We start from the raw sequence: 25,473 nt of genomic DNA, 5'->3' as shown, positions 1-25,473 counted from the left end.
GAGACCCCGTGTGAAGGCCACGGGACGGTTGGGGTGCCGGGTTCGGCGGTTTCGCTGTTCAGCTGTTCAGCGGTTCAGCGGGATGCCTTCGGGTCCAGCGCGTCCCGGACGCCGTCGCCGAAGAGATTGAAGGCCAGCACGGTGATGAAGATCGCCACACCCGGGACCACCATGTACATGGGGTCCGACTCGTAGTAGTCGATCGCGCTCGAGAGCATCTGTCCCCACGAGGCGGTGGGCGGCTTGACGCCGACGCCCAGGAAGCTGAGCGCCGCCTCGGTGAGGATGTTGGTGGGGATCATCATCGTCGTGTACACGACGATCGGGGCGACCAGGTTGGGCAGCAGCTCCTTGAACAGGATGTACACCCGCCCCGCGCCCAGCGACCGGGCGGCCTCGACGTACTCGCGCTCACGCAGCGAGAGCGTCTGGCCGCGCACCACGCGTCCGATGTAGGGCCAGCCGAAGAAGCCGATGACCAGGATCATCACGAAGACGCGCACGCTGGAGCCGGTGAGGCCCAGCATGTGGTTCGGCATGACGGAGACCAGCGCGATGATGAACAGCAGCTGCGGGAAGGCCAGCAGACCGTCCATCACCCGGCTGATCAGGGAGTCGATCCAGCCGCCGAAGAAGCCGGCGAGGATGCCCAGCACCGTTCCGAGGACCACGGCGACCACGGCCGACAGGAAGCCGACCAGCAGCGAGATCCGGGCGCCGTAGAGGATGCGGGCGAAGATGTCGCGGCCGTTGACCGGCTCGACGCCGAGCAGGTGGTCGCCGCTGACACCGCCCAGGGAACCCGTGGGCGTACCGAAGAGCGGGTCGATCAGGTTCTCGTGATACTCGTTCGGGTCCTGGTCCAGGAGCCCGGTGATGACCGGCGCGAGCAGCGCGATCACCACGAGGAAGAGCACCACGATGCCGCCCGTCAGGGCCAGCTTGTCCCGCTTGAGGCGCTCCCAGGCGATCCGGCCCAGGGAACGACCCTGAACGGCCTTGGCGCCGCTGGTGGCGACCGCCGCTTCCTCGGCCGCGCTCGGGGCCGCTTCCGCGGTCGGCTCGTGCAATGGTGCCGTCATCTGGCAGGGACCCCTCTCAACCGGCGGTAGCCGGCCCGCACTTTGCCGCGGTGGCGGCGTGATCAGTCCGTAATACGCAGGGGATAAGTCCCCTGGAGCGGGAGTCTTCAACGCTTTGGCGATCTGTTGCCAGACTTGGCAGTGAATGGATGCGTAAACGTGATCCGGGTAGAGGGGTTCCGTTATCCGGACGGCGGGTAACGCCCCCCGGACGGGGACTAATTGGGGCAGATCCCGCCCAAATCGGACTAATCGCCGCTATCTACGCGCGAAGACGCGCGGTGTCCACCCCGTCACAGGAGTGGGAGGAAGGGTGAAGGGGACAGGAGTGACGGCGAAGGACCGGCGACGGAGGTCAGTAGCGTCCGGTGGGCGGGTAGCCGTAGCCGCCCGCGGGAGCCTGGGCCGGGGCGGGCACGTGGGCCTCACGGTCGTAGAAGGGCCGCGCGTTGGCGCGCATCCACATCACCACGGGGTCGTACTCGTCGGTCATGGCGACCGTCGACACCGGCAGCCCGTCCGGCACCGCTCCGATGGACTGCTGCATCATCGCCCGGACGGCGTCCACGGCAGGCGGCGAGGTCTCGTACACGTCGAGCCCGAGGGCCAGGTAGGGCGCGCCCAGCGCCGGCTGCACCCAGGCCCGGCGCAACGCGCGGACCACCGGGGTGCGGTGGGCGTTCTGCGCGAGCAGGGCGTAGAACTGCGGGATCTCGATGCCGGGCTCGGACAGCCGCAGCGGGCCTGCGGGCTGGCGTTCCAGGCCCGTGGAGATACGGCGCAGGTCCAGCCAGGGGATGCCGACGCCGCCGCCGGGGGCGTGCGGGTTCAGCCAGAGACCGTAGTGGTCGGGGTAGAGGGTGCGGGCCACGTCCAGCCCGTCGACCACCTCGTACGACCTGTTCCAGCCACTCGCGCTGAGCTCCTGGGCGGAGGTCACGCAGGGCGCGTAGCCGTGGCCGTCGACCTCCATGTTGCCGTACTGGGCGTCCGGGGAGCCGGCCTGGCCGTGCCACAGGAGCATCCAGACCTGGCCGGAGGAGGGGGTCGCGAGCGCGCGCAGGAGCGCCTCGTAGGCGTCGTAGCGCCCGGGCGTGACCTGGCGCAGCATGTGCTCGACCGAGCCGGTCGCGGCAGTGCCAGCGCTCACTTTTTATCGCCCCTTCGAGAAGTTGCCCCGCGTTGGAGTCCAGCTTAGGCGCTCCGCCCGGTCGAGCCGTTGAGAGCTCGGGGCTGATGGTGCGTCGGCGGATGCACGTCGAGTCCGGCTGGGCGCCCCGCGGCGCAGCCGCATACGAATACAGCCCCGCGCCCCTTCAGGTGGGCTGCTCCCCAGCCCGATACCTAGTGAACCCTTGTGTAGAAGGGGCGGACCCTTTCCCTCATCCACTCCCCCACCGGGTCCTGGGCCACGTCCAGGAGGACCAGGTTGACCGGCCAGGGGGCCGAGGTGCGGCCCAGGGCCCTGCCGAGGGCCTCCAGGGGGAGTGCGCGCAAGTCGCCCTCCCACTGGGAGAGTTCGACGCCGACGAACATCACCGGGTCCGCCGTCTCGATCGCGGCCAGGCAGCGGCGGGCCGTGCGGACCATGCCTATGGCCTCGAACTCCGCCGACGCCGCGGCCAGGAAGTCCACCGGGTCGTCCTGCCAGTCGGGCTCGTAGAGGCGGACCCGGCCGCCGCGCGCGGGGCCGTCCAGCGGGGTGCGGCCCGCCCGGCACAGCTCGGCCACGGCCGGCGGCGGCAGCGGGATGCCGACCACTCCCTCGGGGTTGACCAGGATGCCCACCTGCGGGGGCAGCCCGCGGGCGAACTCCACGGCCGGCGCGACCGTGAACGACATGTGCGAGCCGACGACCTGACGGAACTGCTCCTCGGAGCTGAAGACCGGCACGTACACCTGGCCGTCGAGCTCCAGCGTCGGCAGGTCGAGGGGGCCGCTGTGCGGTCCGCCTCCGCTGGGGAGCGGCACCCAGACGAAGCTGCGGCCGAGCACCTCCACGACGCGGCCGGCGGCCCCGGGCACGCCGAGGGAGACGGAGAGCACCTCCTCCAGCTCGTTGCCGGGCCATCCGCCGTGCGAATGGGGGTGCGCCTGCGCCGGGAAGTCCGTGGGGAAGTCCGCCGGGGGGAAGTCCATCTGCCTACCGCCTGCTAAGAACCGCTCACTCTGCTGTGGCTGAAAGGCTAACGGGTACCGGGCGTCTCACCCGAGCCCTCAGCCCGTGAATCCGATACGGCGCAACGCGTCGGCCGCGTCTCGGTCGAGCAGGACCGCCGAACCGCAGCCCTCGGGCAGCCGGCCCTTCTCCACCGAGCGCAGGAGACGGGCGGCGGCGTGGCGGTGGCGCAGGAACGCGTACCGGGAGACGCCTCGGCCGCGTTCGCGCTGGCCCTCCAGGGCCGAGTCGGCGCCGACGTCGAGCAGGAGCAGGTGGAGGGCGCCGCCGCGGCGGCGGGCCTCGCGGGCCAGCCAGTCGCGCACCCAGGCCTGTGTGCCGCAGTCGTGCACGACGACGCCCTCGCCGCCGCGCAGGGCCCGGCGCAGTCCGGCGTAGTGGGCGAGGCGGACGAGGGGGCGGTAGAGGGCGTAGGGCAGGAAGCGGGGTGCGCGGGCGTCCCAGCGGTCGCGGGTGTCCTGGGAGTCGATGCGGACGCCCTTGACGGCCCGCTTCATGAGCGTGGACTTGCCGCTGCCGGGCAGGCCGGTGACCACGACCAGGTCGCGGGGGCCGAAGAGCAGGCCGTGCGGGCTGCGGCCGGCCCGTTCGCGCAGGTCGCGGACGACGGGCTCGGGCTGCGGGCCGCACGCCTCCCGGGCCTGGGCACCGGTCTGCGCGGGCAGTGCGATGCCCGAGGTGGTGGCGAATGCCGTGGTCCTCGCCCTGGTCGTCCTGTTCACCGTGATCGTCCTCCCCTGGGGTCAGGTGGTCCTCATCCCCATCGAGCGTAAAGAGAAGGTAATGCGCGGGCCTCGCGATTTCGTTCGCGTACCGACACAGACCGGTTACAGATGCGGCCTGCCGCGATCGGGGCGGGCCGTGCAATGATGGCCGCGCCAACTGCATACCGGCCGTTCGAATCCGCGCGGGAGAGTCCTCAGCAGCAGTTTCGCTGGGGCGCCGAAGGAGCAAGTCCCTCCCTTGAATCTCTCAGGTCCCCGTTACCGCGCGGGCGAGGCACATCTGAAAAGCGGGCCGCCCCTTGTCTTCACAAGGCCGGCTCCACCCAAGGTGCAAGCCATGTCCGACCCGTCGCAACGGGCTGTCATGGCGAACCTCTCAGGTTCCGATGACAGATGGGGAGGAACGACCTCCGTCATGCCTTGGGAGACGACCGTCCGATGAGCAGTACCGAAGAACTCCGCCATACCGCGCTCGATGCCGTGCATCGTTCGCTCGGCGCGACGATGACCGACTTCGCCGGCTGGGACATGCCCCTGCGCTACGGCTCCGAGCGCGACGAGCACAACGCCGTCCGCACGAGGGCCGGGCTCTTCGACCTCTCGCACATGGGCGAGATCAGCGTCACCGGCCCGGCCGCGGGCGCCCTGCTGAACTTCGCGCTCGTCGGCAACCTCGCGGCCGTGGGCGTGGGCCGCGCCCGCTACACCATGATCTGCGACGCGGACGGCGGCATCCTCGACGACCTGATCGTGTACCGGCTCGCCGACGCGGAGTTCATGGTCGTCGCCAACGCCTCCAACGCGCAGGTCGTGCTGGACGCCCTCGTGGAGCGTTCCGCCGGCTTCGACGCCGAGGTGCGCGACGACCGGGACGCCTACTCGCTGATCGCCGTCCAGGGGCCGGAATCCCCGGGCATCCTGGCCTCCCTCACCGACGCCGACCTGAACGGCCTGAAGTACTACGCCGGTCTGCCCGGCACCGTCGCCGGAGTCCCCGCGCTCATCGCGCGCACCGGCTACACCGGCGAGGACGGCTTCGAGCTGTTCGTGAAGCCGGAGCACGCCGTCGAGCTGTGGCAGGCGCTGACCAAGGCCGGCGAGGGCGTCGGGCTGGTCCCGTGCGGGCTGTCCTGCCGGGACACGCTGCGCCTGGAGGCGGGCATGCCGCTGTACGGGCACGAGCTGAGCACCTCCCTCACCCCGTTCGACGCCGGGCTCGGCCGGGTCGTGAAGTTCGAGAAGGAGGGCGACTTCGTGGGGCGCGAGGCGCTCGCCGCGGCGGCCTCCCGGGCCCAGGAGAAGCCCCCGCGGGTCCTCGTCGGCCTGGTCGCCGAGGGCCGTCGCGTCCCGCGCGCCGGGTACGCGGTCGTCGCGGGCGGCGCGGTGGTCGGCGAGATCACCTCCGGCGCCCCCTCCCCCACCCTCGGCAGGCCGATCGCGATGGCGTACGTCGACGCGGCCCACGCGGCGCCGGGGACCCCGGGCGTCGGCGTGGACATCCGGGGCACCCACGAGCCGTACGAGGTCGTGGCACTGCCCTTCTACAGGCGCCAGAAGTAGACACTGGGCCCGGAGCAACGGTCCGGAGTCACGGCCCGAGGTCGTGCCCGCGCGTGACCCTGCGCACACTTCCGCTGCTCACACACGCTTCCAGCAGTCCCCCATTCATCAGCACTCCCCCGCGTACAGGAGAATTCAGGCCATGAGCAACCCCCAGCAGCTGCGCTACAGCAAGGAGCACGAGTGGCTGTCGGGCGCCGAGGACGGCGTCTCGACGGTCGGTATCACGGAGCACGCGGCCAACGCCCTCGGCGACGTGGTCTTCGTCCAGCTCCCGGAGGTCGGTGCCGCGGTGACCGCGGGTGAGTCCTGCGGCGAGCTGGAGTCGACCAAGTCGGTCAGCGAGCTGTACTCGCCGGTCGACGGCGAGGTCGTCGAGGTCAACCAGGACGTCGCCGACGACCCGTCGCTGGTGAACTCCGCCCCCTTCGAGGGCGGGTGGCTGTTCAAGGTGCGCGTCGCGGGCGAGCAGGAGGAACTGCTGTCCGCCGACGAGTACACCGCCTACACCACCGGCTGAGGAGTCGTAGACGCATGTCCGTCCTGAACACGCCCCTGCACGAGCTCGACCCGGAGATCGCCGCCGCGGTCGACGCCGAGCTGAACCGCCAGCAGTCCACGCTCGAGATGATCGCGTCGGAGAACTTCGCTCCGCTCGCGGTCATGGAGGCGCAGGGCTCGGTCCTGACCAACAAGTACGCCGAGGGCTACCCGGGCCGCCGCTACTACGGCGGCTGCGAGCACGTCGACGTGGCCGAGCAGATCGCGATCGACCGGATCAAGGAGCTGTTCGGCGCCGAGTACGCCAACGTCCAGCCGCACTCGGGCGCCTCCGCCAACCAGGCCGCCCTGTTCGCGCTGGCCCAGCCCGGCGACACCATCCTGGGCCTGGACCTGGCGCACGGCGGCCACCTGACCCACGGGATGCGGCTGAACTTCTCCGGCAAGCAGTTCGACGTGGTCGCCTACCACGTGGACGACGCCGGTCTGGTCGACATGGCCGAGGTCGAGCGGCTCGCCAAGGAGCACCGCCCCAAGGTGATCATCGCGGGCTGGTCGGCCTACCCGCGTCAGCTGGACTTCGCGGAGTTCCGCCGGATCGCCGACGAGGTCGGGGCCTACCTGTGGGTCGACATGGCGCACTTCGCCGGTCTGGTCGCGGCCGGTCTGCACCCGAACCCGGTGGAGTACGCGGACGTCGTCACGTCCACCACCCACAAGACGCTGGGCGGCCCGCGCGGCGGCGTCATCCTGGCGAAGAAGGACTTCGCGAAGAAGCTGAACTCGTCCGTCTTCCCGGGCTTCCAGGGCGGTCCCCTGGAGCACGTGATCGCGGCGAAGGCGGTCTCCTTCAAGGTGGCGGCCTCGGAGGACTTCAAGGAGCGCCAGCGGCGTACCGTGGACGGCGCGAGGATCCTCGCCGAGCGGCTGACGGCGCCGGACGCCCGCGAGGCCGGCGTGAACGTGCTGTCGGGCGGCACCGACGTGCACCTGGTCCTCGTCGACCTGCGCGAGTCCGCGTTGGACGGGCAGCAGGCCGAGGACCGTCTTCACGAGGTCGGCATCACGGTCAACCGCAACGCGGTCCCGAACGACCCGCGGCCGCCGATGGTGACGTCCGGTCTGCGGATCGGCACGCCGGCCCTCGCGACCCGCGGTTTCACGACCGAGGACTTCGCGGAGGTCGCGGACGTGATCGCGCAGGCGCTCAAGGCGCCTTCTCCCTTCGGCGGGGCCGACGCGGAGGCGCTCAAGGCCAGGGTCGTCGCCCTGGCCGAAAAGCACCCGCTGTACCCCGGTCTGAACAAGTAGTTCCTTTTTGGGGGGCGCCCCGCACACTCGTGAGTGGGCGTGCACGGGGCGCCCCTCCCCCGCACCACCCTGTATTGAGGAGTCACCGTGGCCATCTCGGTCTTCGACCTGTTCTCGATCGGCATCGGTCCGTCCAGCTCCCACACGGTCGGCCCGATGCGCGCGGCACGCATGTTCGCGCGGCGGCTGCGCAACGAGGATCTGCTGGACGCCGTCGCGTCGGTCCGTGGCGAGCTGTACGGCTCGCTCGGTGCCACCGGCCACGGCCACGGCACCCCGAAGGCGGTCCTGCTCGGCCTGGAGGGCTCCTCGCCGCGCACGGTGGACGTGGAGGGGGCGGACGACAGGGTGGAGCAGATCAAGGGGTCCGGCCGGCTGCGGCTGCTGGACTCGCACGAGATCCCGTTCTCCTTCGACGACGACCTGGTCCTGCACCGCCGCAAGGCCCTGCCGTACCACGCGAACGGCATGACGCTGTGGGCGTACGACGCGCAGGGCACGGAGTTGCTCTCCAAGACGTACTACTCGGTCGGCGGCGGGTTCGTCGTGGACGAGGAGGCGGTCGGCGCGGACCGCATCAAACTCGACGACACGGTCCTGAAGTACCCCTTCCGCACGGGCGACGAGCTGCTGCGCCTGACGAAGGAGACCGGCCTGTCGATCTCCGCTCTCATGCTGGAGAACGAGCGCGCCTGGCGCACCGAGGACGAGATCCGGGCCGGGCTGCTGGAGATCTGGCGCGTGATGCAGCTGTGCGTGTCCCGGGGCATGTCCCGCGAGGGCATCCTCCCGGGCGGCCTGCGGGTGCGCCGTCGCGCCGCGATGACGGCCCGTCAACTCCGCGCCGAGGGCGACCCGTTGGCGCACTCCATGGAGTGGATCACGCTCTACGCGATGGCGGTGAACGAGGAGAACGCGGCCGGTGGACGGGTGGTCACGGCTCCCACGAACGGCGCGGCCGGCATCATCCCCGCGGTCCTGCACTACTACATGAACTTCGTGCCCGGCGCGGACGAGGACGGCGTGGTGCGCTTCCTGTTGGCCGCCGGCGCGATCGGCATGCTCTTCAAGGAGAACGCCTCCATCTCCGGCGCCGAGGTCGGCTGCCAGGGCGAGGTCGGCTCGGCCTGTTCGATGGCGGCGGGCGCGCTCGCGGAGGTCCTCGGCGGCTCCCCCGAGCAGGTCGAGAACGCGGCCGAGATCGGCATGGAGCACAACCTCGGCCTGACCTGCGACCCCGTGGGCGGCCTGGTCCAGATCCCGTGCATCGAACGCAACGGCATGGCCGCGGTCAAGGCAGTCACGGCGGCCCGCATGGCGATGCGCGGCGACGGCTCCCACAAGGTGTCCCTGGACAAGGTCATCAAGACCATGAAGGACACCGGGGCGGACATGAGCGTCAAGTACAAGGAGACGGCGCGGGGCGGGCTCGCGGTGAACATCATCGAGTGCTGACGGGTGGGCTCTGGCCTGTTCCTTTCCGGTCGCCGCACACGGCAGCCCGCGGACCCGGCGCGGCCCTGGACCGGCTCCACCACCTCGTCGGCTCGCCACGGACCTGCTCCACCCGGCGCTGCTCGGCGCGGCCGTCCGGGGACGCCTCCTCGGCCTGCCCGCCCCGGCCCTCCGACCGCCGCTCGCCCCCGCGGTGCTGTCCCGGGCGGCAAGGGGTCGGGCCAGGTCTCGGGGGCCGCATCCGCAATCCGAGTCAGCCGGCTTCCTCGGCGAGCGCCTTGAATCCGCGCAAGGTGGCCTCCATGTTGGTGCGGAGCTCGGCAAGCCGGAAGGCCAGGATCTCCTCCTCCCGCTCCGGCGCGCGCTCGATCGCCAGGCTGACCCCGGAACGCCCCGGACCGATCCGCGCGAACTGCCGCAGCCTGCAGCCGGTCCCCTCCGGCTCGAGCTCGAAGCGCCAGGTGGCCAGGGGTTTCGCGGGATCGGGCGCCGGGTCTCCGAACCGGCCGTCCGCATCGACGACCGCCCAGCCGAACACCCGTTGCTCCTCGCACTCGACGACGTGTGAGACGGTCCGCCACTCGCCGATCATCCGATGGCGGTTGTACCCGGCGAAACACGTCCCCGCCGCGGGCCCCTCCGCGCCGTCGAGCCATTCCGCACGCTGCAGTTCAGGGCTCAGGCGGGCCGGCAGACCGATGTCGGTCACCAAGGCCCACACTCGCGACGGAGCCGCTTCGACGTAGACGTCACAGCACACGCTCGGGCTCTCGGCGTACCGCACCGCCGTACCTCCTTCGTGGTCCGGGCCGGACGACCCGGCCCCATGGGTGAATGCCTGCTCGATCACCGAGAAGCCGTGACTCCCGGTCAGCGCGGTCTCGCTCCTCAACTGTCGAAGTCGACCGTGAGCGTGCCGGAGGCGGCGAAGGTCTGGCAGGTGAGGACGTAGCCTGCGGAGACTTCGGCGGGTTCCAGCGCGTAGTTGCGGCGCATGTCGGCCCGGCCCTGGGTGACGAGGGCGCGACAGGTGCCGCAGACTCCGCCCTTGCACGCGAACGGCAGGTCGGGCCGGGTCTCCTGGGCGCCATCGAGGACGGTGCGGTGGCGCGGCGCGCAGAACGTGGTGGCCCGGCCGTCCAGGACCACGGTGACCTCGCTCGTGGGGACGTCGGTGGTGGTGTCGCCCCGTTCCGTCGCCGGCCGGCCGGGTGGCACGGGCGGCGCGGGTGGCTCGTCGTCCGCGTGGAACAGCTCCTGGTGGACGCTGTCGGCCGGGACGCCGAGGCCGGAGAGGATCGCGCGGGCGTCTCGGACCATGCCGTGCGGGCCGCACAGCCACCAGTGGTCGACACCGCGGACGTCGACGAGGGCGTCGAGCAGCGCGGTGAGCCGGTCGGCGTCGAGGCGGCCGGAGAGCAGTTCGGCTTCGCGCGGCTCGCGGGACAGGACGTGGGCGAGCTGGAAGCGGGCCGGGTAGCGGTCCTTCAGGTCGGCGAGTTCGTCGGCGAACATCACGGTGCCGGTGTGCCGGTTGCCGTACAGCACGGTGATGTGTGCGGTGTCGTCCGCGGCGAGGACGGACGCGGCGATGGACAGCATCGGCGTGATGCCCGATCCGGCGGCGATCAGCACATGGTGGCCGAGTCGGCCGCGGTGTCCGGCACCGCCGAGGTCGGGGGTGAAGGAGCCGGCCGGTCCCATGACCTCCATGGTGTCCCCGGCGCGCACGCCGTGGACGAGCCAGGAGGAGAACAGCCCGCCCGGTACGACGCGGACGCCGATACGGGGCGGTGTCCCGGCCGGTGAGCAGATGGAGTACGAGCGCCGCTCGTCACGGCCGTCGAACTCACGCCGCAGGGTGAGGCACTGGCCGGGGCGGAAGGCGAACTCCTCGGCCAGGCGGTCGGGAATGTCGAAGGTGAGGGCGGCGGCGTCGGCGCACAGCGGCTCGACGGCGGCGACGCGCAGGGCGTGGAAGACCGGACGGCGGCGAACCCGTGCGGCGGCGGGGGGTGCGGGGTTGGTCATCAGAGGTCCTTGACGTGCTCGAAGGGCTCCAGGCAGGCGTGGCAGCGCCGAAGCGCGGTGCAGGCGGTGGCGGCGAAGCGGGAGATCTCCTCGGTGTCGGCCGAGGCGCAGCGTGGGCAGGGCACGGCGGCCGGGGCGGAGGCCAGGGTCAGCCAGACCGGCCCCGGTGCGGAGTCCGGGATGCGCGGCGGGCCGGGGGGCGCGATGCCGTGCTCCGTGAGCTTGCGGCGGCCTTCGTCGGTGATCCGGTCGGTGGTCCACGGAGGGTCGAGCACCGTGACGACCCGGACGGCGGGGAAGCCGGCGGCGCGCAGCCGGGTGGCGACCTCGGCCCGCATCTCCGCCATGGCGGGGCAGCCCGAGTAGGTGGGGGTGAGCCGCGCGACCACGGTTCCGTCCGGCTCCACCTCGATGCCGCGGAGCACTCCGAGGTCGGAGAGCGTCAGCATCGGCAGTTCGGGGTCGGGGACCGAGGAGGCGATGTGCCGGGCGTGTTCTGTCCGTTCCGCACGGCGTTCGGAACGCTCCGCCGCGGTCACCATGCCGCGTCCGGATGTGCGCGGGCGACGCTCTGCAGTTCGGCGAGGAGGGGTGCCAGGTGCTCGGTGTGGTCCGCGTTCCGGCCGGAGCCCGGGACGGAGGAGATGGACGCGGGACCGAGCGGCATGGCCTCGGCCGGGCCGAGTCCCGCCGCCACGAACACGTCGGTGAGCCACAGCAGGGTCCGTTCGGCGACAACGGCGGGGACCGCGCCGAGGTGTTCCGCGGCCCGGTCGGTCAGCAGCTCGTTCAGCCACGGGGCGATGCCGTGCAGGGCGGATTCCAGGCGGGCGCGGGACTCCTCGGTCCCGTCACCGAACCGTACGGTCCACCCGGCGGCGTAGTGACAGTGATAGGCCAGCTCCTTGACGCTCTTCGCGGCGACGGCGGCCAGCACCGGGTCGGGTGCGGCGGTCAGTTCCTCGAACAGGGCGAGCCGCCAGGTGGACAGCACCAGCAGCCGGACGACGGTGAACGCGAAGTCGCCGCCCGGCAGTTCGGCGAGCCGTACGTTGCGGAAGTCCGCCGGATCGCGGAAGTAGGCGTACGCGTCCTCGCCGCGCCCCGTGCCGTCGGCGCCGCCGGTCCTGGCGTACAGCAGACGCGCCTGGCCGAGCAGGTCCAGGCCGATGTTGGCGAGGGCCAGCTCCTCCTCCAGCTCCGGGGCGCGGGAACACCACTCGGCCAGCCGCTGGGCGGACACCAGGGCGTCGTCGCCCAGCGCCAGGCAGCAGGCGGCCAGGTCGCCGGCGTCGACGCCGTCCGGCACCGCCTCGTCCACGCCGTGCAGCGGATCGGTGAATCCGGTGCCGAACGCCCACCGCGCGTTGTCGTGGTCGACGTACAGGTCGTCCTCGCTCATTGCCTGCTCCTGGGTTCCTAGATGTGGGGGACGTCGTCGGGGATGTCGTAGAAGGTGGGGTGCCGGTAGACCTTGTCGCCGCTCGGCGCGAAGAAGGGGTCCTTCTCGTCGGGGGTGGACGCGGCGATGGTGTCCGAGCGCACGGCCCAGATGCTGACGCCCTCGTTGCGCCGGGTGTACAGGTCCCGGGCGTGGGTGAGGGCCATGTGATCGTCGGCCGCGCGAAGGGAGCCGACGTGGACGTGGTTGAGGCCGCGCTTGCCGCGCACGAAGACCTCGTACAGCGGCCACTGCCCCCGGGTACGGTCCGCGGCCTGTGCGGGAACTCCATCGGTGCCGCTCACGCCGCCGCTCCTTCCCGCGCCCGGGCGGTCTGCCTGGCCGCGTGTGCGGTGGCCGCCTCCCGCACCCAGGCGCCCTCCTCGTGCGCGGCCCGGCGTCGCGCGATCCGTTCGGCGTTGCACGGCCCGTCGCCGGAGATCACCCGTTTCAGCTCCTCCCAGTCGGGGGTGCCGAAGTCGTGGTGCCCACGCTCCTCGTTCCAGCGCAGGCCGGGGTCGGGCAGGGTGACACCCAGCTTCTCGGCCTGCGGAACGGTCATGTCCACGAACCGCTGCCGCAGCTCGTCGTTGGTGTGCCGCTTGATCCTCCAGGCCATGGACCGGGCCGAGTTGGGCGAGTCGTCGTCGGGCGGGCCGAACATCATCAGCGACGGCCACCACCAGCGGTCCACGGCGTCCTGCACCATGGCCCGCTGTTCGTCGGTGCCGCGCATCATGGTCAGCAGCAGTTCGTATCCCTGCCGCTGGTGGAACGACTCCTCCTTGCAGACGCGCACCATGGCGCGCCCGTACGGCCCGTACGAACTCCTGCACAGCGGCACCTGGTTGCAGATCGCGGCGCCGTCGACGAACCAGCCGATCACCCCGACGTCGGCGAAGCTGCGGGTCGGGTAGTTGAAGATCGACGAGTACTTCTGCCGGCCCTCGATCAGCCGCTCGGTCATGTCCGTGCGGTCCGCGCCCAGGGTCTCGGCCGCCGAGTACAGATACAGCCCGTGCCCGGCCTCGTCCTGCACCTTGGCGAAGAGGATCGCCTTGCGGCGCAGTGAGGGCGCCCGGGTGATCCATTCACCTTCCGGCTGCATGCCGATGATCTCGGAGTGGGCGTGCTGGGCGATCTGCCGGACGAGCGTCTCGCGGTAGCCGTCCGGCATCCAGTCCCGGGGCTCGACGCGCTGGTCGCGGGCGATGGTGTCCTCGAAGGCGGACTCGGGGCTCCGGGGCCCCGGGGGCGCGCCGGTGGCGGCGGGTGTGTTCATGGTGTCCGTGTCCCGTCGTGTTCGGTGGGTGAGTGGGTCAGTGGCCGCGGAAGGCGGGGCCGCGGCGTTCGAGGAAGGCCGCGACGGCCTCGTGGTGGTCGTCGGTGGCGCCGAGCCGCCGCTGGATCACGGCCTCGCGCTCCAGCGCGGCCGGCAGGGGCGTGGTGGCCGCGGACCGCAGCAGTGCCTTGGTCTCCCGGTGGGCGGCGGTGGGTCCGTCGGCCAGGGAGCGGGCCAGGGCCAGCCCTTCGGCCGTGGCCGAGCCGTCCGGTACGACGCGGTGGACCAGGCCCCAGCGCTCGGCGTCCCGCGCGGAGAACCGGTCACCCAGGAGCATGAGTCCCGCGGTCCGTGAGGGACCCAGCTGGCGGGCGAGGGCGCGGGCGACGCCGGAGTCGGAGGTCAGGCCGATGCCGGTGAAGGCGGTCGCGAAGCGAGCGCCTTCGGCGGCGACCCGCACGTCGGCGCAGAGGGCGATGCCGAGTCCGGCCCCGACGCAGGCTCCCTCGACGGCCACGACGAGCGGGACCGGCAGCGCGTGCAGCTCCTTGACCAGCGGGTTGTAGTCGTTGGGTATGTTCGCGAAGGCCGTGGCGGGTGTGGTCTTCAGCAGCCGGGCATGCTCCCTGAGGTCCTGGCCGACACAGAAGTGCTTGCCACGGGCGGTGATCAGGGCCGCTCGCACGCCGCGTGCGGTGTCCGTGGTCAGGCGTCGTGCCGCCATGAGGAGAGCGCCGCGCAGGTGCGTGTCGAGGGTGTTGCCGCTCGCGGGTCCGCGCAGTTCGATGACGGCCACGGCGTCGGTGACGTCGTACGCCACCCCGTACGGGGCGGGGTGCCCGCCCGCCGGGTCCTGGGGGGTCGCCCCGTCGGTCACTGCCATGAGAAGAACCCTTGACCGGTCTTGCGGCCCAGCTCGCCGCGGGCGACCTTCTCGCGCAGCAGCCCGGGCGGCGCGAACCGCTCCCCGAGCGTCGCGTGCAGGTGTTCGGCGATGGCCAGCCGCACGTCGAGACCCACCAGGTCGGTCAGACGCAGCGGCCCCATCGGATGCCGGTAGCCCAGGCGCATGGCCGTGTCGATGGCCTCCGGGTCGGCGACCCCCTCCTCGACCATGCGGATCGCCTCCAGACCCAGGGCGAGGCCGAGGCGGCTGCTGGCGAACCCCGGCGAGTCCTGGACCACGACCTCCTGTTTGCCGAGGGCGTGTGTCCAGCCGACCGCCGCCGTCAGGGTCTCCCCGGTGGTGTCGGGCGCGAGGACCAGTTCGACCAGTGCGGAGACGGGCACGGGGTTGAAGAAATGCATGCCCAGGAAGCGTCCGGGTTGCTTCAGGGCCGCCGCGAGTTCGGTGACCGGCAAGGAGCTGGTGTTGGTGGCGAGCACGCACCGCTCCCCCACGGCCTGTTCGGCGGCGGCGAGCAGCCGGGCCTTGAGCGCGGCGTTCTCCGGTACCGCCTCGACGACCAGATCGGCGTCGTGGGGCAGTGCGGACATCGAGGTCACAGCGGTGACCCGGTCCGCTTCGTCACCGGCCACGGGTCCGCCGGGCCCCCCGCGCTCGGCGGCCCGACGCAGCCCGGCGGCGATCCGGTCCAGGGCGCCGGCCGCAGCCGCGCCGTCGTGCTCGACGACGACCACCGACGACCCGGCGGCCGCGAACGACTGGGCGATACCGGCGCCCATCCGGCCGCCGCCGATCACCCCCACGACGGCGGGTGGTGGTGCTGCTGCTGCCGAGGTCATGCCCGGGCTCCGTTCTTCGTGTTCTTCAGGTTCTTCGCGTTCTTCGCGTTCTTCTCCAGGAAACGCGTCATGCGTTCCTCCTTGTCCCGGCCCTCGAACAGCACGGCCTGGGCGAGGTCGTCGGCCAACGGATGGACACCCGGGGCGTCCGTGACGAGCTTGGTGAGCCGCAGGGCGAGCGCCGAGGAGCGGGCCATGCGGTCGAGCAGGGCATGTGCCTCGGCGGTCAGCCGGTCGGCCGGTACGACGTCCATGACCAGCCCGCAGGCGAGTGCGGCGGGCGCGTCGAGGTTCCGCCCGGCGAGCAGGACCTGTTTGGCCACCGACTCGCCGACCAGCTCCCTGAGCCGCCAGCAGGCCCCGGCGGCGGCAAGGATGCCCAGGCCCGGCTCGGGGTTGCCGAAGACGGCGGACGGTCCCGCGATCCGGATGTCGCAGGCGTACGACAGTTCGGCACCGCCGCCGAGCGCCCAGCCGTCCACGGCTGCCACGGTGGGCAGCGGCAGCCTGCGCACCCGCTCGAACAGGCGGCTGTTGATCCCCCGCAACGCCTCCTCCCGGCCGCGCTCGCGCAGTTCGGCGATGTCGGCGCCGCCGGCGAAGACCCCGCCGTGGCCGGTGAGCAGCAACGGCTTCGGGTCGCGCTCCAACTCCTCGCACACGCCGTGCAGTTCGGCGATCATCCGGCCGCTGATGGCGTTGTGGGCCTCGGGCCGGTGCAGGGTGACGACGACCCGGTCCGTGCGCTGCTCGACGAGCAGGGTCTCGTACGCCGTCTCCTCTCGCGTGCTCATACGCGCTCCACCAGCATCGCCACGCCCTGCCCGACCCCGACGCAGAGGGTCGCCAGGCCCCGGCGGGCGTCCTCGCGTTCCATGCGGCCGAGCAGGGTGAGCAGGATGCGGGCGCCGGAGCAGCCCAGCGGGTGGCCGAGGGCGATGGCGCCGCCGTCTGCGTTGACGCGGTCCTCGTCGAGCTTGAGCCGGCGGACGACCGCCAACGCCTGGGCGGCGAACGCCTCGTTCAGCTCGACCGCGTCCAGGTCAGCGGCCGTCCAGCCGGCGCGGTCCAGCGCTTTGGCGGTGGCCGGCACGGGCCCGAGCCCCATCAGGTGGGGCTCGACCCCGGCCGAGGCAGCGGTGACGACACGGGCCCGGGGACTGAGCCCGTACCGTTCGACGGCCGCCCCGCTCGCCACCACCAGGGCCGCCGCCCCGTCGGACAGGGGCGAGGAGTTGCCCGCGGTGACGATTCCGCCGGCGCGGAAGACGGTGCGCAGCGCGCCCAGCCTCTCCAACGAGGTGGACGGCCGGGGCCCCTCGTCCTCGGTCACCTCGCCGTCCTTCACCGGCACCGGGACGATCTCCCTCTCGAAGCGGCCCGCCCGCTGGGCGGCGAGCGCCCGCCGGTGGCTGCGCAGTGCGAAGGCGTCCGCGTCGAGCCGGGTGATGCCGTCCAGAGCGGCGACCTCCTCCGCCGTCTCACCCATCGGCAGGGTGGTCGTGGCGGGGAAGCGGGGGTTGGTGAAGCGCCAGCCGATGGAGGTGTCGTGCACCTCGCCGGGCCGGGCCCAGGGCGTGCCGGGTTTGGCCATCACCCAGGGAGCGCGGGTCATCGACTCCACTCCTCCCGCCACGACCAGGTCGGCTTCCTGCGCCCGTATCACCTGGGCGGCCGAGGCGACGGCCGTCAGCCCGGAGGCGCAGAGCCGGTTGACGGTGTATCCGGGCACGGTGTGCGGCAGACCGGCGAGCAGCACCGCCATCCGGGCCACGTCCCGGTTGTCCTCGCCGGCCTGGTTCGCGGCGCCGAGGATCACCTCGTCCACGGCCTCGACGGGGACCCCGGAGCGCCGTACGGCCTCCCCGACCACGAGGGCGGCAAGGTCGTCGGGGCGCACGGACGCCAGGGCGCCGCCGTAACGGCCCTGCGGGGTGCGGGCCCCGTCGATCAGATAGACCTCGTCAGGCATCGGTGTTCTCCTCGGCGAGAGCGGGCGCGTGGCGGCGGGACTGGACGACCGAGAAGCGGCCGGTGACGAAGGCCGGGTCGGTGAGGGCGGCATTGGCGGCGGGGTTCGCCGCGGTGCCGTGGAAGTCGCTGAAGGCGGCGGACTGGTTGACGAAGACGGCGCCCGTCAGGTTTTCCGACAGGTGCACGCCCGCGTCCAGGGCGGTCGCCCGTGCCGCCTCCAGTACGCCCTCGTCGGTCGAGTACACGGAGGCGGTCAGGGCGCCGTGCCGCCGAACGGTGTCGTGCAGAAGACGTAGGCCGTGCGCGGTGGAGTCGGTGCCGATGACGAAGGAGACCGGGCCGAACCACTCACTGGTGTACGTCTTCTCGTCGGCCTCGGCGTCGAGCCGGGCCACCAGCGGGGTGCGGACGACCGCGTCGGGGTGGTCGCGGTGCGTCAGTTCGCGGGAGGGGCGGACGGTACGGCCCAGGGCCGCGGCCTCCTCCAGGCGCCCGAGCACGCCGTCGTTGACGATGGCGCCGAGGGTCGCGGCGGCGCGGTCCGGGTCGCCGAGCAGCTTGTCCAGGGCGGCGCCCAGGTCGGCGGCGAACTCGTCGGCCGTGCGCGGCCCCTGATCGGTGGTGAAGCCCTCACGCGGAACCAGGATGTTCTGCGGGGTGGTGCACATCTGGCCGCTGTAGAGGGAGAGCGAGAACGCCAGGTTCCGCAGCAGTCCCGCGTAGTCGTTCGTGGAGTCGACGACGACGGTGTTGAGTCCGGACTTCTCGGTGTGCACGACGGCCTGCCGGGCGTTGGTCTCCAGCCAGTCGCCGAACTCGCCGGAGCCGGTGAAGTCGACGATGCGCACGTCGGGATGGGTGGCCAGGGCGGGGGCGGTGCGCTCCTCGGGGCGCTCGGCGGCGAGCAGCACCACGTTCGGGTCGAATCCGGCCTCCGCCAGGACCTCGCGGGCGATACGCACGGTGATCGCCAGCGGTAGTACGGCGCGCCGGTGCGGCTTGACCACCACCGGGTTGCCGGTGACCAGGCTTGCGAAGAGCCCCGGATATCCGTTCCAGGTGGGGAAGGTGTTGCAGGCGATCAGCACCGCGACACCGCGTCCCACCGGAGTGAAGGTCTTGTCCATCACGAGTGGGCCGCCCCTGCGCTGCGGCTTGGTCCAGCGGGCGGTGGCCGGGTGACGCTTCTGCTCCTGCCAGGCGTACGCGACCGCTTCGAGGCCGCGGTCCTGGGCGTGCGGGCCACCTGCCTGAAAGGCCATCAGGAAGGGCTGGCCGGTGGTGTGCTGGACGGCATGCGCGATCTCGAGGCTCGCCGCGTTCAGCCGGGCCAGGATCTCCGCCGCGACGCCCGCCCGGGTGTCCGGGCTCGCGGCACGCCACACCACGGCCGCGGACCCGGCCGTCGCGACCGCCACCTCGGGCACCAGGCAGGGATAGCTGACGCCGAGCGGGAAGCCGTAGGGCGAGACCTCGGCGGCGGGGACGGTGCCGGTGGTGGGATGCCCTTCGAGGGGGAAGGGGCGGCCGAGGAGGCCACGAAAGGCGGCCTCGCCCAGTTCGGGTGCCCCGGGGCCGTACGCGGAGGTGCTGGGGGTTTCCGGGTACGGCGACCAGTGGTCGCGGGCGGCGGCACGCTCCACCGCCTGGTGCAGCAGATCCGCGTGACGTGCGAAGAAGTCGGGGTGCTGGTCAGTGGACACGAGGGGCTCCTGGCCGAACGTTCGGTAGGTGGGTGCGTGCGTGCGTGCGGGCCACGCAGGCATGGGTGCGGAGGGGAAGGGTGTCGGATCAGACGTCGGCGAGCAGGATCACCGGGCGTTCCACGCAGTCGGCCACATGGCGCAGGAAGCCGCCGGCCACTCCCCCGTCGCAGACCCGGTGGTCGAAGCTGAGGGAGAGCTGCATGACCTTGCGGACGGCGAGGGCGCCGTCCACCACCCAGGGTTTGTCGACGATGCGGCCCACGCCGAGGAGGGCGGCCTCCGGGTGGTTGATGATGGGCGTGGACCCGTCGACGCCGAACACTCCGTAGTTGTTGAGGGTGAAGGTCCCGCCGGTCAGCCGGTCCGGCGGCAGGCTTCCGCTACGGGCGAGTTCGGTCAACCGGGCGAGTTCGGCGGCCAGTTGGGCGGTCGTCATACGCTGGGCATCACGGACGACGGGGACGACCAGGCCACGCTCGGTCTGGGCGGCGAAGCCGAGGTGCACCTCGCTGAAGCGGACGATCTCCCGGCGCTCGGTGTCCACCGTGGAGTTCAGCTCCGGGTAGCGGGCGAGTCCGGCGACGCAGATGCGGGCGAGCAGGGCCAACAGCCCGACGCGGCGGCCGGGTTCGGCGGCCTCCAGCGCCTTCTTGGCCTGGAGCAGCCCGGTCGCGTCCACGTCGACCCAGGTGGTGGCGTCGGGGATCTCGGTGCGGCTGCGGGAGAGCTTGTCCGCGACGGCACGGCGGACTCCGCGCAGCGGGATGCGCTCGGGGCCGTTCGAAGCGGGCCCCTGCGGGTGCTCGTGCTGCGCGGGGTGCTCGGACGGCGCGGGGTGCTCGGACGGCGCGGCGATGGAATGCGGCGCCGTCTGCCGGGCGCGCTCGACGGCCTGCTCCACGTCACGGCGCAGCACGATCCCGGCCGGGCCGGAAGGCGACAGCTCGGCGAGGTCGATCCCGTGGTCCCGTGCCATCCTGCGTACGAGGGGGGAGATCACCCGAGGTGCGTACGGGGAGGCGGGCTGCGCGGGGCGCTCGTGCGGGCCCGACGACCCGGCCGGTACCGGCGCCGGCACGGGTGCTGGCCCCCCGGCCGATGCCGGACCCGCCGACACGGGTGCCGGACCGCCGGCCGATACCGGACCCCCGGCCAGTGCCAGACCCCCGGCCGATACCGGACCCCCGGCCAGTGCCAGACCCCCGGACCCGGCGACCGTGGACGTCCCGGCACCAGCCGGACCGCCGCGGTCGACGGGACCGCCGGCGACGACCACCGCTCCGGCACCGGCGCTCGCCGCGCCGGCTCGCCTCCGGCGTCGTCGCGGCGCCGGGCCGTGGCCGGTGCCGTAGCCGATCAGCACGTTGCCGGATCCGGCCTGCTCCTCCTCGCGGTACCGCTCGGCCGCGGAGTCGCTCGCCGTCGGCCCTGCCCCGGCCCCGCCGGACCGCGGCGTGCCGGACGCCCCGCCCGAGCCGCCGTCCGGCCCACCCGGCGATCCGGACCCGGCCGCGGCCCCGCCGGACGGCGAATCACCCCGGCGCCCACCCGGCTCCCCGACCACACCACCCGACGAGCCGGACCCGCCAACCCCGGCCGCAGCCCCGGCGGGCGACGGATCGGCCGAGCCCTCACCCGTGTCGCCGGGACCGCCGGAGGCGTTCGCTCCCACCGTGATCAGCGGCTCCCCCACCCCCAACGCCGTGCCTGCCTCAGCGTGCAGTCGCAGCACCGTGCCCGCGTACGGGACCGGCACCTCGACCGCGGCCTTGGCGGTCTCGACCTCGACGACGATCTGGTCGATCGTCACCGTGTCGCCGACCGCGACCTTCCATTCGACGATCTCGGCGTCGGTCAGGCCCTCGCCGAGGTCGGGCAGCCGGAACAACTGCTCGTGGAGCGTTGTGGTGTTCATGCGACCGCTCCCTTCGGCAGGTGCCGGGTGTCCGGCTCGTCGGCGAGCTGGAGGCGGTCGACGGCGTCCAGGATCCGGTCGACGCCTGGCAGGTGCGCATGTTCCAACTTGGGCGGCGGGTAGGGGATGTCGAAGCCGGAGACCCGCAGGACGGGCGCTGCCAGCGAGTGGAAGCAGCGTTCCTGCACACGGGCGGCGATCTCCGCCCCGACACCGGCGAAGCCCTGGGCCTCCTGCACGACCAGGCAGCGCCCGGTCCGGCGTACCGATGCCGTCACCGTCTCGTCGTCGAAGGGCACCACGGTCCGCAGGTCCACGACCTCCAGCTCGATCCCCTCGGCCGCCGCGGCTTCGGCCGCGGCCAGCGCCACCGGAACCGACGGCCCGTACGCGACGACCGTGGCGTCACGGCCCTCCCGCCGGATCGCCGCCCGGCCGAACGGCAGCGCACCGCGCCGCTCCAGGTCGGTGTCCTCCCTCGACCAGTACAGCTTCTTCGGTTCCAGGAAGACGACCGGGTCGGGGTCGGCCACGGCGTCGCGCAGCAGCCAGTACGCGTCCTCGGCCGTTGCCGGGGTGACGACCTTCAGTCCCGGCGTGTGCGCGTAGTACGCCTCACTGGAGTCGCAGTGGTGCTCGACTCCGCCGATGCCGCCCGCGTACGGAATGCGGATCACCATCGGCAGTGTGAGCCGCCCTCGGGTCCGGTTGCGCAGCTTGGCGACATGCGAGGCGATCTGCTCGAACGCCGGGTACGCGAAGGCGTCGAACTGCATCTCCACCACGGGCCGGAAGCCGCCCATCGCCATGCCGACGGCCAGTCCGACGATGCCGGCCTCGGCCAGTGGGGTGTCGAAGCACCGCTGCTCGCCGAAGTCGCGGGTCAGCCCGTCGGTGATCCGGAAGACGCCGCCGAGTGGGCCGACGTCCTCGCCGAAGACGAGCACGCGCTCGTCCTCGCGCAGTGCGTCACGCAGTGCGGTGTTCAGCGCCTGCGCCATCGTGACCTTGGTCATGGCCGTCAGTCCTCCTGAGTCCGAAGCGTGGTGTGTTCGGCGGCCTCGGCCAGCTCGGCCGCCAACAGGGCGCGCTGCTCCCGCAGTTGCGGAGTCGGTTGCGCGTAGACGTGGTCGAACAGCTCCAGCGGGTCGGGGACGGACTCCGCGTTCATCCCCGCGCGCAGCGAAGCGGCCAGGGCCTCCGCCTCCTCCCGCACCGCCGCGACGTCGTCGTCGGTGAGCGCGCCGCGGGCCCGCAGGTACACCTCCAGCCGACGGAGCGGGTCTGCGGCGCTCCACCGCTCGACCTCCTCGTCGTCCCGGTAGCGGGTGGCGTCGTCGGCGTTGGTGTGGGCGTCCATGCGGTAGGTGTGCGCCTCGACGAGGAAGGGGCCGTTGCCCGCGCGGGCGTGCTCGACGGCCGCGGTCAGCACCGCCAGCACGGCGACCGGGTCGTTGCCGTCGACCTGCTCGCAGCGCACGCCGTAGCCGATGCCCTTGTACGCGAGGGCGGGCGCCGCGGTCTGCCGGGCCAGCGGCACGGAGATCGCGTACTGGTTGTTCTGGACGAAGAAGACGACCGGCGCGCGGAAGACGGCCGCGAAGTTCAGCGCCTCGTGGAAGTCGCCCTCACTGGTGGCGCCGTCCCCGACGAGGGCCATCGCCACGCCGTCCTCGCCCTTGCGGCGCATCGACTCCGCCATGCCGGTGGCGTGCAGCACCTGGGTGGCCAGCGGGGTGCACTGGGGGGCCACGCGGGTGGCGGCCGGGTCGTAGCCGCAGTGCCAGTCGCCGCGCAGCAGCGTCAGTACCTCGACCGGATCGATGCCCCGGGTGACCAGGGCCACGGAGTCCCGGTAGGTCGGGAAGAGCCAGTCGTGCGGGCGCAGCGCGAGCACGGCACCGACCTGGCAGGCCTCCTGGCCCCGGCTGGACGGGTAGACCGCGAGCCGCCCCTGCTTGGTGAGCGCGGTCGCCTGGGTGTCGAACCGGCGGCCCAGGACCATCCGCCGGTAGGCGTCGCGGAGGGTCTCGGGCGGGGGCTCGGTGTATCCGGCCGGCGGCTTGGCCACCGGCGTGCCGTCCTCGGCCACGAACCGCACCGGCGTGAGGGACGGCAGGAGGCCCTGGACCGTCTGTCGGAGGCTCTTCACGGACATGGAGGGCACTCGCTTTCTCTGGACACTTGACAGGAGAATGGTCGCCATATCGGAATATGTGTTCAATACTTCCGCTGAACTGGCGATGAACTGCCGAGCTGAGCGCCCCGGGAGGGCAATGTGTCCGAGCAAACGTCGCCACCGGGGTCGGTGCCCGGACGAACTGCCGTCCCGCTCGACGACATCGACCGGCAGATCCTGGCCCGGCTCCTCACCGACGGCCGGGTGTCGGTCCGGGCACTCGCGGAGCAGGTGCACATCTCGCGCGCCAACGCGTACACGCGCATCGGCAGACTGGTGGCGGAGGAGGTCATCACGGGTTTCACCGCGCAGCTCAATCCGCAGCGGGCCGGCCTGGGCACGAGCGCCTACGTGACGCTGACCATCGAACAGAACGCCTGGCGCGACATCTCGCGCGAACTGCGCCACATGCCGTACGTCGAGCATGTCGCCCTCGTCACGGGCGACTTCGACGTCCTGGTGCTGGTCCGCGCACCGGACAACCTGGCGCTGCGACGGGTCGTGCTGGAGAGCATCCAGGCGGTGCCGGGAGTGCGCTCGACCCGCACGTGGCTGGTCTTCGACGAGGTGCGGGGGCGCGGGGCCGACTGGACCGCCTGACGGGACCTCCCGGACGGAGCCCGGAACGCGGTTCGGTCCCGGCCTCGGGCGCGGCGACCCGCCGCCCCGTTCAGACATCGACCAGCGAGGCGGCGGAGCCCCCGTCCGGTACCGGCGACCGTTCCGGCTCCACGACCGCAGTCCCGGCCGCCGGGACGTGCCGCCGGGACCGTACGACCCGGAACCGCCCGGTGACGAAGTGGGCGCCGGCGGCGGGAAGGTCCGCGCTGGCCGAGGAGGGGTCGGCGGGGAGGTCGTCCGCGAGGTTCTGGACGAGGTGCACCCCCGCGTCCAGCGCCGCTGTCTCGGCGGCCGCCAGCACGAGCGGATCGGTCGAGTGCACCGCGGCGAACAACGCGCCGTGCCGGCCGACCGTGCCGCGCAGGAGCGCCAGGCTGTGCGAGGTCGATTCGGTACTCACCAGGAACGAGACCGGACCCGGCCACTCCCGGGCGTAGACCCGCTCGTCCCGCGCCCCCAGCCGGACGAGCAGCGGGCTGCGCACATCGGCGCCGGGATGGTCCGGGTGGCGCAGCGCCGCGGAGGCATGCACCACGGGGCCGTACCGGGTGGCCTGCGCCAGTCCCGCCCGCACCTCGTCGCCGACGATCGCCCCCAGCAGCCTCGCCACACGCGCCGGATGCCCGAGCAGGCGGTCCACGGCCTCGCTCAGGTCGGCGCCGAAGTCCCTGAGGCTCTTGCGCCCCTCGTCGGTCGTGATGCCCGCCGCCGGCACCAGGATGTTCTGCGGCGTGGTGCGGACCGTACCGCTGCACAGGCACAGGGAGTGGGCAAGGCCGCGCACCAGTCCCCGGTAGTCCTCGGTGGAGTCCACGACCACGGCGTTCAGGCCGGTCCGGTTGGCGAACACGGCGGCTTGGTGGGCGTGTTGCTCGAGCCAGTCGGCGAACCGCGCCGACCCGGTGAAGTCGACGATCCGCACCGCCGGGTCCAGGGCCAGCCTCCGGTGCAGCCGCTGCTCCGGTTCCGCCACCGCCAGGCTCACGATGTCGGGGGCATGACCGGCCTCCGCCAGCACCTGCCGTATGACGCGCACGGTGATGGCCAGGGGCAGCACGGCCCTGGGATGCGGGGCCACGATCACCGGGTTGCCGGTCACCAGGCTGGCGAACAGACCGGGGTAGCCGTTCCAGAGGGGATAGTCGGGGCAGCCGATGAGCAGTGACACTCCGCGCGGCACCAGGGTGCACGTCCCCCGCATCGCCAACGGCTGTCTCCGGTGGCGGGTGCTCTCCCAGCTCAGGTCCGCGGGAACCCGCGCCGACTCGGCGAAGGCGTGGGCCACGGCCTCCAGCGCGCGGTCCTGGGCGCGCGGCCCGGCGGCCCTGAACGCCGCCTGAAGAGACTGGCCCGTGGTGTGGTGCACCGCCAGGGCCAGCTCGTGGCTGCGCGTGTTCAGCCGGCGCAGTATCTCCACCGCCAGCCAGGCGCGCCGGTACGGCCCGGCGGCGCGCCATCCGGCCGTCGCCCGCCCTGCCTCCGCCACCAGGGCCGCGGGGTCGCAGCGCGGGTAGCCGATGTCCATGGCGATGCCGTAGGGGGAGGACTCGGTCGACACCCGGCCGAGCTCACCGGGCTGGTCGAGTTCGAAGGCCCGGCCGAGCAGCGAGCCGAAGACCTTTCCCGCCGTCCGGGTCGACCTCATGCCCGCGTCGGCGGCTCCGTGTCCCGCGTGCGTGAACGGCGCGCAGTACCCACCGGTCGCGATGGCCCGTACCGCCTGCTGGAGCAACTCGCGATGCCGCTCATAGGGACCGGGGCCCAT

At 72.4% G+C, this 25,473-nt stretch carries 24 protein-coding genes and 2 riboswitches; of the genes, 5 read left to right on the top strand and 19 right to left on the bottom strand.

The annotated features are described in order from the left end of the window. Positions 1-74: 74 nt before the first annotated feature. The 4 genes from OG289_RS34820 to OG289_RS34805 form a co-directional block, all read right to left on the bottom strand. Positions 75-1,082: an ABC transporter permease gene (locus OG289_RS34820; RefSeq protein ID WP_327318012.1), complete on the bottom strand. Its 1,008-nt coding sequence runs from the start codon at positions 1,080-1,082 to the stop codon at positions 75-77. Between the two features lie 355 nt (positions 1,083-1,437). Continuing rightward, complete coding sequence (locus OG289_RS34815; RefSeq protein ID WP_327320899.1) at positions 1,438-2,193, bottom strand: enhanced serine sensitivity protein SseB C-terminal domain-containing protein; 756 nt, start codon at positions 2,191-2,193, stop codon at positions 1,438-1,440. Between the two features lie 233 nt (positions 2,194-2,426). After that, the gene (locus tag OG289_RS34810; protein ID WP_327318011.1) at positions 2,427-3,221 is read right to left on the bottom strand and encodes an enhanced serine sensitivity protein SseB; all 795 of its coding nucleotides are present in this window, start codon (positions 3,219-3,221) and stop codon (positions 2,427-2,429) included. Positions 3,222-3,299: 78 nt separating this feature from the next. Next, a complete protein-coding gene (locus OG289_RS34805; protein WP_327318010.1) occupies positions 3,300-3,983 on the bottom strand; it encodes an AAA family ATPase in 684 nt (227 codons plus the stop codon). A gap of 176 nt (positions 3,984-4,159) precedes the next feature. Then, positions 4,160-4,260, top strand: a riboswitch (glycine riboswitch). After that, positions 4,261-4,389: riboswitch (glycine riboswitch) on the top strand. A 35-nt stretch (positions 4,390-4,424) separates the two neighbouring features. Here OG289_RS34805 and gcvT point away from each other — a divergent pair. From gcvT to OG289_RS34785, 4 genes are all read left to right on the top strand, one after another. Next, positions 4,425-5,546, top strand: a complete 1,122-nt coding sequence (gene gcvT / locus OG289_RS34800; RefSeq protein WP_327318009.1) for a glycine cleavage system aminomethyltransferase GcvT — start codon at positions 4,425-4,427, stop codon at positions 5,544-5,546. Positions 5,547-5,688: 142 nt separating this feature from the next. Further along, positions 5,689-6,066: a glycine cleavage system protein GcvH gene (gene gcvH / locus OG289_RS34795; protein ID WP_327318008.1), complete on the top strand. Its 378-nt coding sequence runs from the start codon at positions 5,689-5,691 to the stop codon at positions 6,064-6,066. Between the two features lie 14 nt (positions 6,067-6,080). Next, entirely contained in the window at positions 6,081-7,358 is a 1,278-nt protein-coding gene (gene glyA / locus OG289_RS34790; protein ID WP_327318007.1) for a serine hydroxymethyltransferase, read from the top strand. Between the two features lie 87 nt (positions 7,359-7,445). Then, on the top strand, positions 7,446-8,813 hold the full coding sequence (locus OG289_RS34785) for an L-serine ammonia-lyase (protein ID WP_327318006.1): 1,368 nt from the start codon (positions 7,446-7,448) through the stop codon (positions 8,811-8,813). Positions 8,814-9,066: 253 nt separating this feature from the next. Here the strand turns inward: OG289_RS34785 and OG289_RS34780 are convergent, their stop codons facing one another. From OG289_RS34780 to pdhA, 14 genes are all read right to left on the bottom strand, one after another. Next, entirely contained in the window at positions 9,067-9,705 is a 639-nt protein-coding gene (locus OG289_RS34780) for an SRPBCC family protein (RefSeq protein WP_327318005.1), read from the bottom strand. Beyond that, on the bottom strand, positions 9,702-10,844 hold the full coding sequence (gene paaE, locus OG289_RS34775; RefSeq protein WP_327318004.1) for a 1,2-phenylacetyl-CoA epoxidase subunit PaaE: 1,143 nt from the start codon (positions 10,842-10,844) through the stop codon (positions 9,702-9,704). The genes OG289_RS34780 and paaE overlap by 4 nt, the downstream gene beginning before the upstream one ends. Continuing rightward, the gene (gene paaD, locus OG289_RS34770; protein WP_327318003.1) at positions 10,844-11,386 is read right to left on the bottom strand and encodes a 1,2-phenylacetyl-CoA epoxidase subunit PaaD; all 543 of its coding nucleotides are present in this window, start codon (positions 11,384-11,386) and stop codon (positions 10,844-10,846) included. Before paaD ends, paaE begins: the two co-directional genes overlap by 1 nt. Further along, the gene (paaC, locus tag OG289_RS34765; protein WP_327318002.1) at positions 11,380-12,246 is read right to left on the bottom strand and encodes a 1,2-phenylacetyl-CoA epoxidase subunit PaaC; all 867 of its coding nucleotides are present in this window, start codon (positions 12,244-12,246) and stop codon (positions 11,380-11,382) included. Before paaC ends, paaD begins: the two co-directional genes overlap by 7 nt. Positions 12,247-12,263: 17 nt before the next feature. Beyond that, on the bottom strand, positions 12,264-12,590 hold the full coding sequence (paaB, locus tag OG289_RS34760) for a 1,2-phenylacetyl-CoA epoxidase subunit PaaB (protein WP_327318001.1): 327 nt from the start codon (positions 12,588-12,590) through the stop codon (positions 12,264-12,266). Beyond that, complete coding sequence (gene paaA / locus OG289_RS34755) at positions 12,587-13,567, bottom strand: 1,2-phenylacetyl-CoA epoxidase subunit PaaA (RefSeq protein WP_327318000.1); 981 nt, start codon at positions 13,565-13,567, stop codon at positions 12,587-12,589. Before paaA ends, paaB begins: the two co-directional genes overlap by 4 nt. Positions 13,568-13,604: 37 nt before the next feature. Beyond that, the gene (locus OG289_RS34750) at positions 13,605-14,450 is read right to left on the bottom strand and encodes an enoyl-CoA hydratase/isomerase family protein (protein WP_327317999.1); all 846 of its coding nucleotides are present in this window, start codon (positions 14,448-14,450) and stop codon (positions 13,605-13,607) included. Next, positions 14,441-15,313, bottom strand: coding sequence for a 3-hydroxyacyl-CoA dehydrogenase family protein (locus OG289_RS34745; RefSeq protein ID WP_327317998.1), 873 nt, complete (start codon positions 15,311-15,313; stop codon positions 14,441-14,443). The genes OG289_RS34750 and OG289_RS34745 overlap by 10 nt, the downstream gene beginning before the upstream one ends. Continuing rightward, entirely contained in the window at positions 15,310-16,107 is a 798-nt protein-coding gene (locus OG289_RS34740; protein ID WP_327317997.1) for an enoyl-CoA hydratase/isomerase family protein, read from the bottom strand. Before OG289_RS34740 ends, OG289_RS34745 begins: the two co-directional genes overlap by 4 nt. Next, entirely contained in the window at positions 16,104-17,285 is a 1,182-nt protein-coding gene (locus OG289_RS34735; protein WP_327317996.1) for a thiolase family protein, read from the bottom strand. Before OG289_RS34735 ends, OG289_RS34740 begins: the two co-directional genes overlap by 4 nt. Continuing rightward, positions 17,278-18,990: a phenylacetic acid degradation protein PaaN gene (gene paaN, locus OG289_RS34730; protein WP_442819000.1), complete on the bottom strand. Its 1,713-nt coding sequence runs from the start codon at positions 18,988-18,990 to the stop codon at positions 17,278-17,280. Before paaN (OG289_RS34730) ends, OG289_RS34735 begins: the two co-directional genes overlap by 8 nt. Positions 18,991-19,078: 88 nt before the next feature. Then, positions 19,079-20,908: a dihydrolipoamide acetyltransferase family protein gene (locus OG289_RS34725; protein ID WP_327317994.1), complete on the bottom strand. Its 1,830-nt coding sequence runs from the start codon at positions 20,906-20,908 to the stop codon at positions 19,079-19,081. Further along, complete coding sequence (locus OG289_RS34720; RefSeq protein WP_327317993.1) at positions 20,905-21,924, bottom strand: alpha-ketoacid dehydrogenase subunit beta; 1,020 nt, start codon at positions 21,922-21,924, stop codon at positions 20,905-20,907. The genes OG289_RS34725 and OG289_RS34720 overlap by 4 nt, the downstream gene beginning before the upstream one ends. 5 nt (positions 21,925-21,929) lie before the next feature. Next, positions 21,930-23,066, bottom strand: a complete 1,137-nt coding sequence (gene pdhA, locus OG289_RS34715) for a pyruvate dehydrogenase (acetyl-transferring) E1 component subunit alpha (RefSeq protein ID WP_327317991.1) — start codon at positions 23,064-23,066, stop codon at positions 21,930-21,932. A gap of 150 nt (positions 23,067-23,216) precedes the next feature. On the opposite strand from pdhA, the gene OG289_RS34710 reads away from it, so the two are divergent. After that, the gene (locus tag OG289_RS34710) at positions 23,217-23,687 is read left to right on the top strand and encodes an Lrp/AsnC family transcriptional regulator (protein ID WP_327317990.1); all 471 of its coding nucleotides are present in this window, start codon (positions 23,217-23,219) and stop codon (positions 23,685-23,687) included. A 70-nt stretch (positions 23,688-23,757) separates the two neighbouring features. Here OG289_RS34710 and paaN (OG289_RS34705) read toward each other — a convergent pair whose 3' ends face one another. Then, on the bottom strand, positions 23,758-25,473 hold the full coding sequence (paaN, locus tag OG289_RS34705) for a phenylacetic acid degradation protein PaaN (protein WP_327317989.1): 1,716 nt from the start codon (positions 25,471-25,473) through the stop codon (positions 23,758-23,760).

Origin of the sequence: Streptomyces sp. NBC_01235, from assembly GCF_035989285.1 — a bacterium.
In the GTDB taxonomy this organism is placed as follows: domain Bacteria; phylum Actinomycetota; class Actinomycetes; order Streptomycetales; family Streptomycetaceae; genus Streptomyces.
This window is presented reverse-complemented; position numbering and strand designations above follow the sequence as displayed.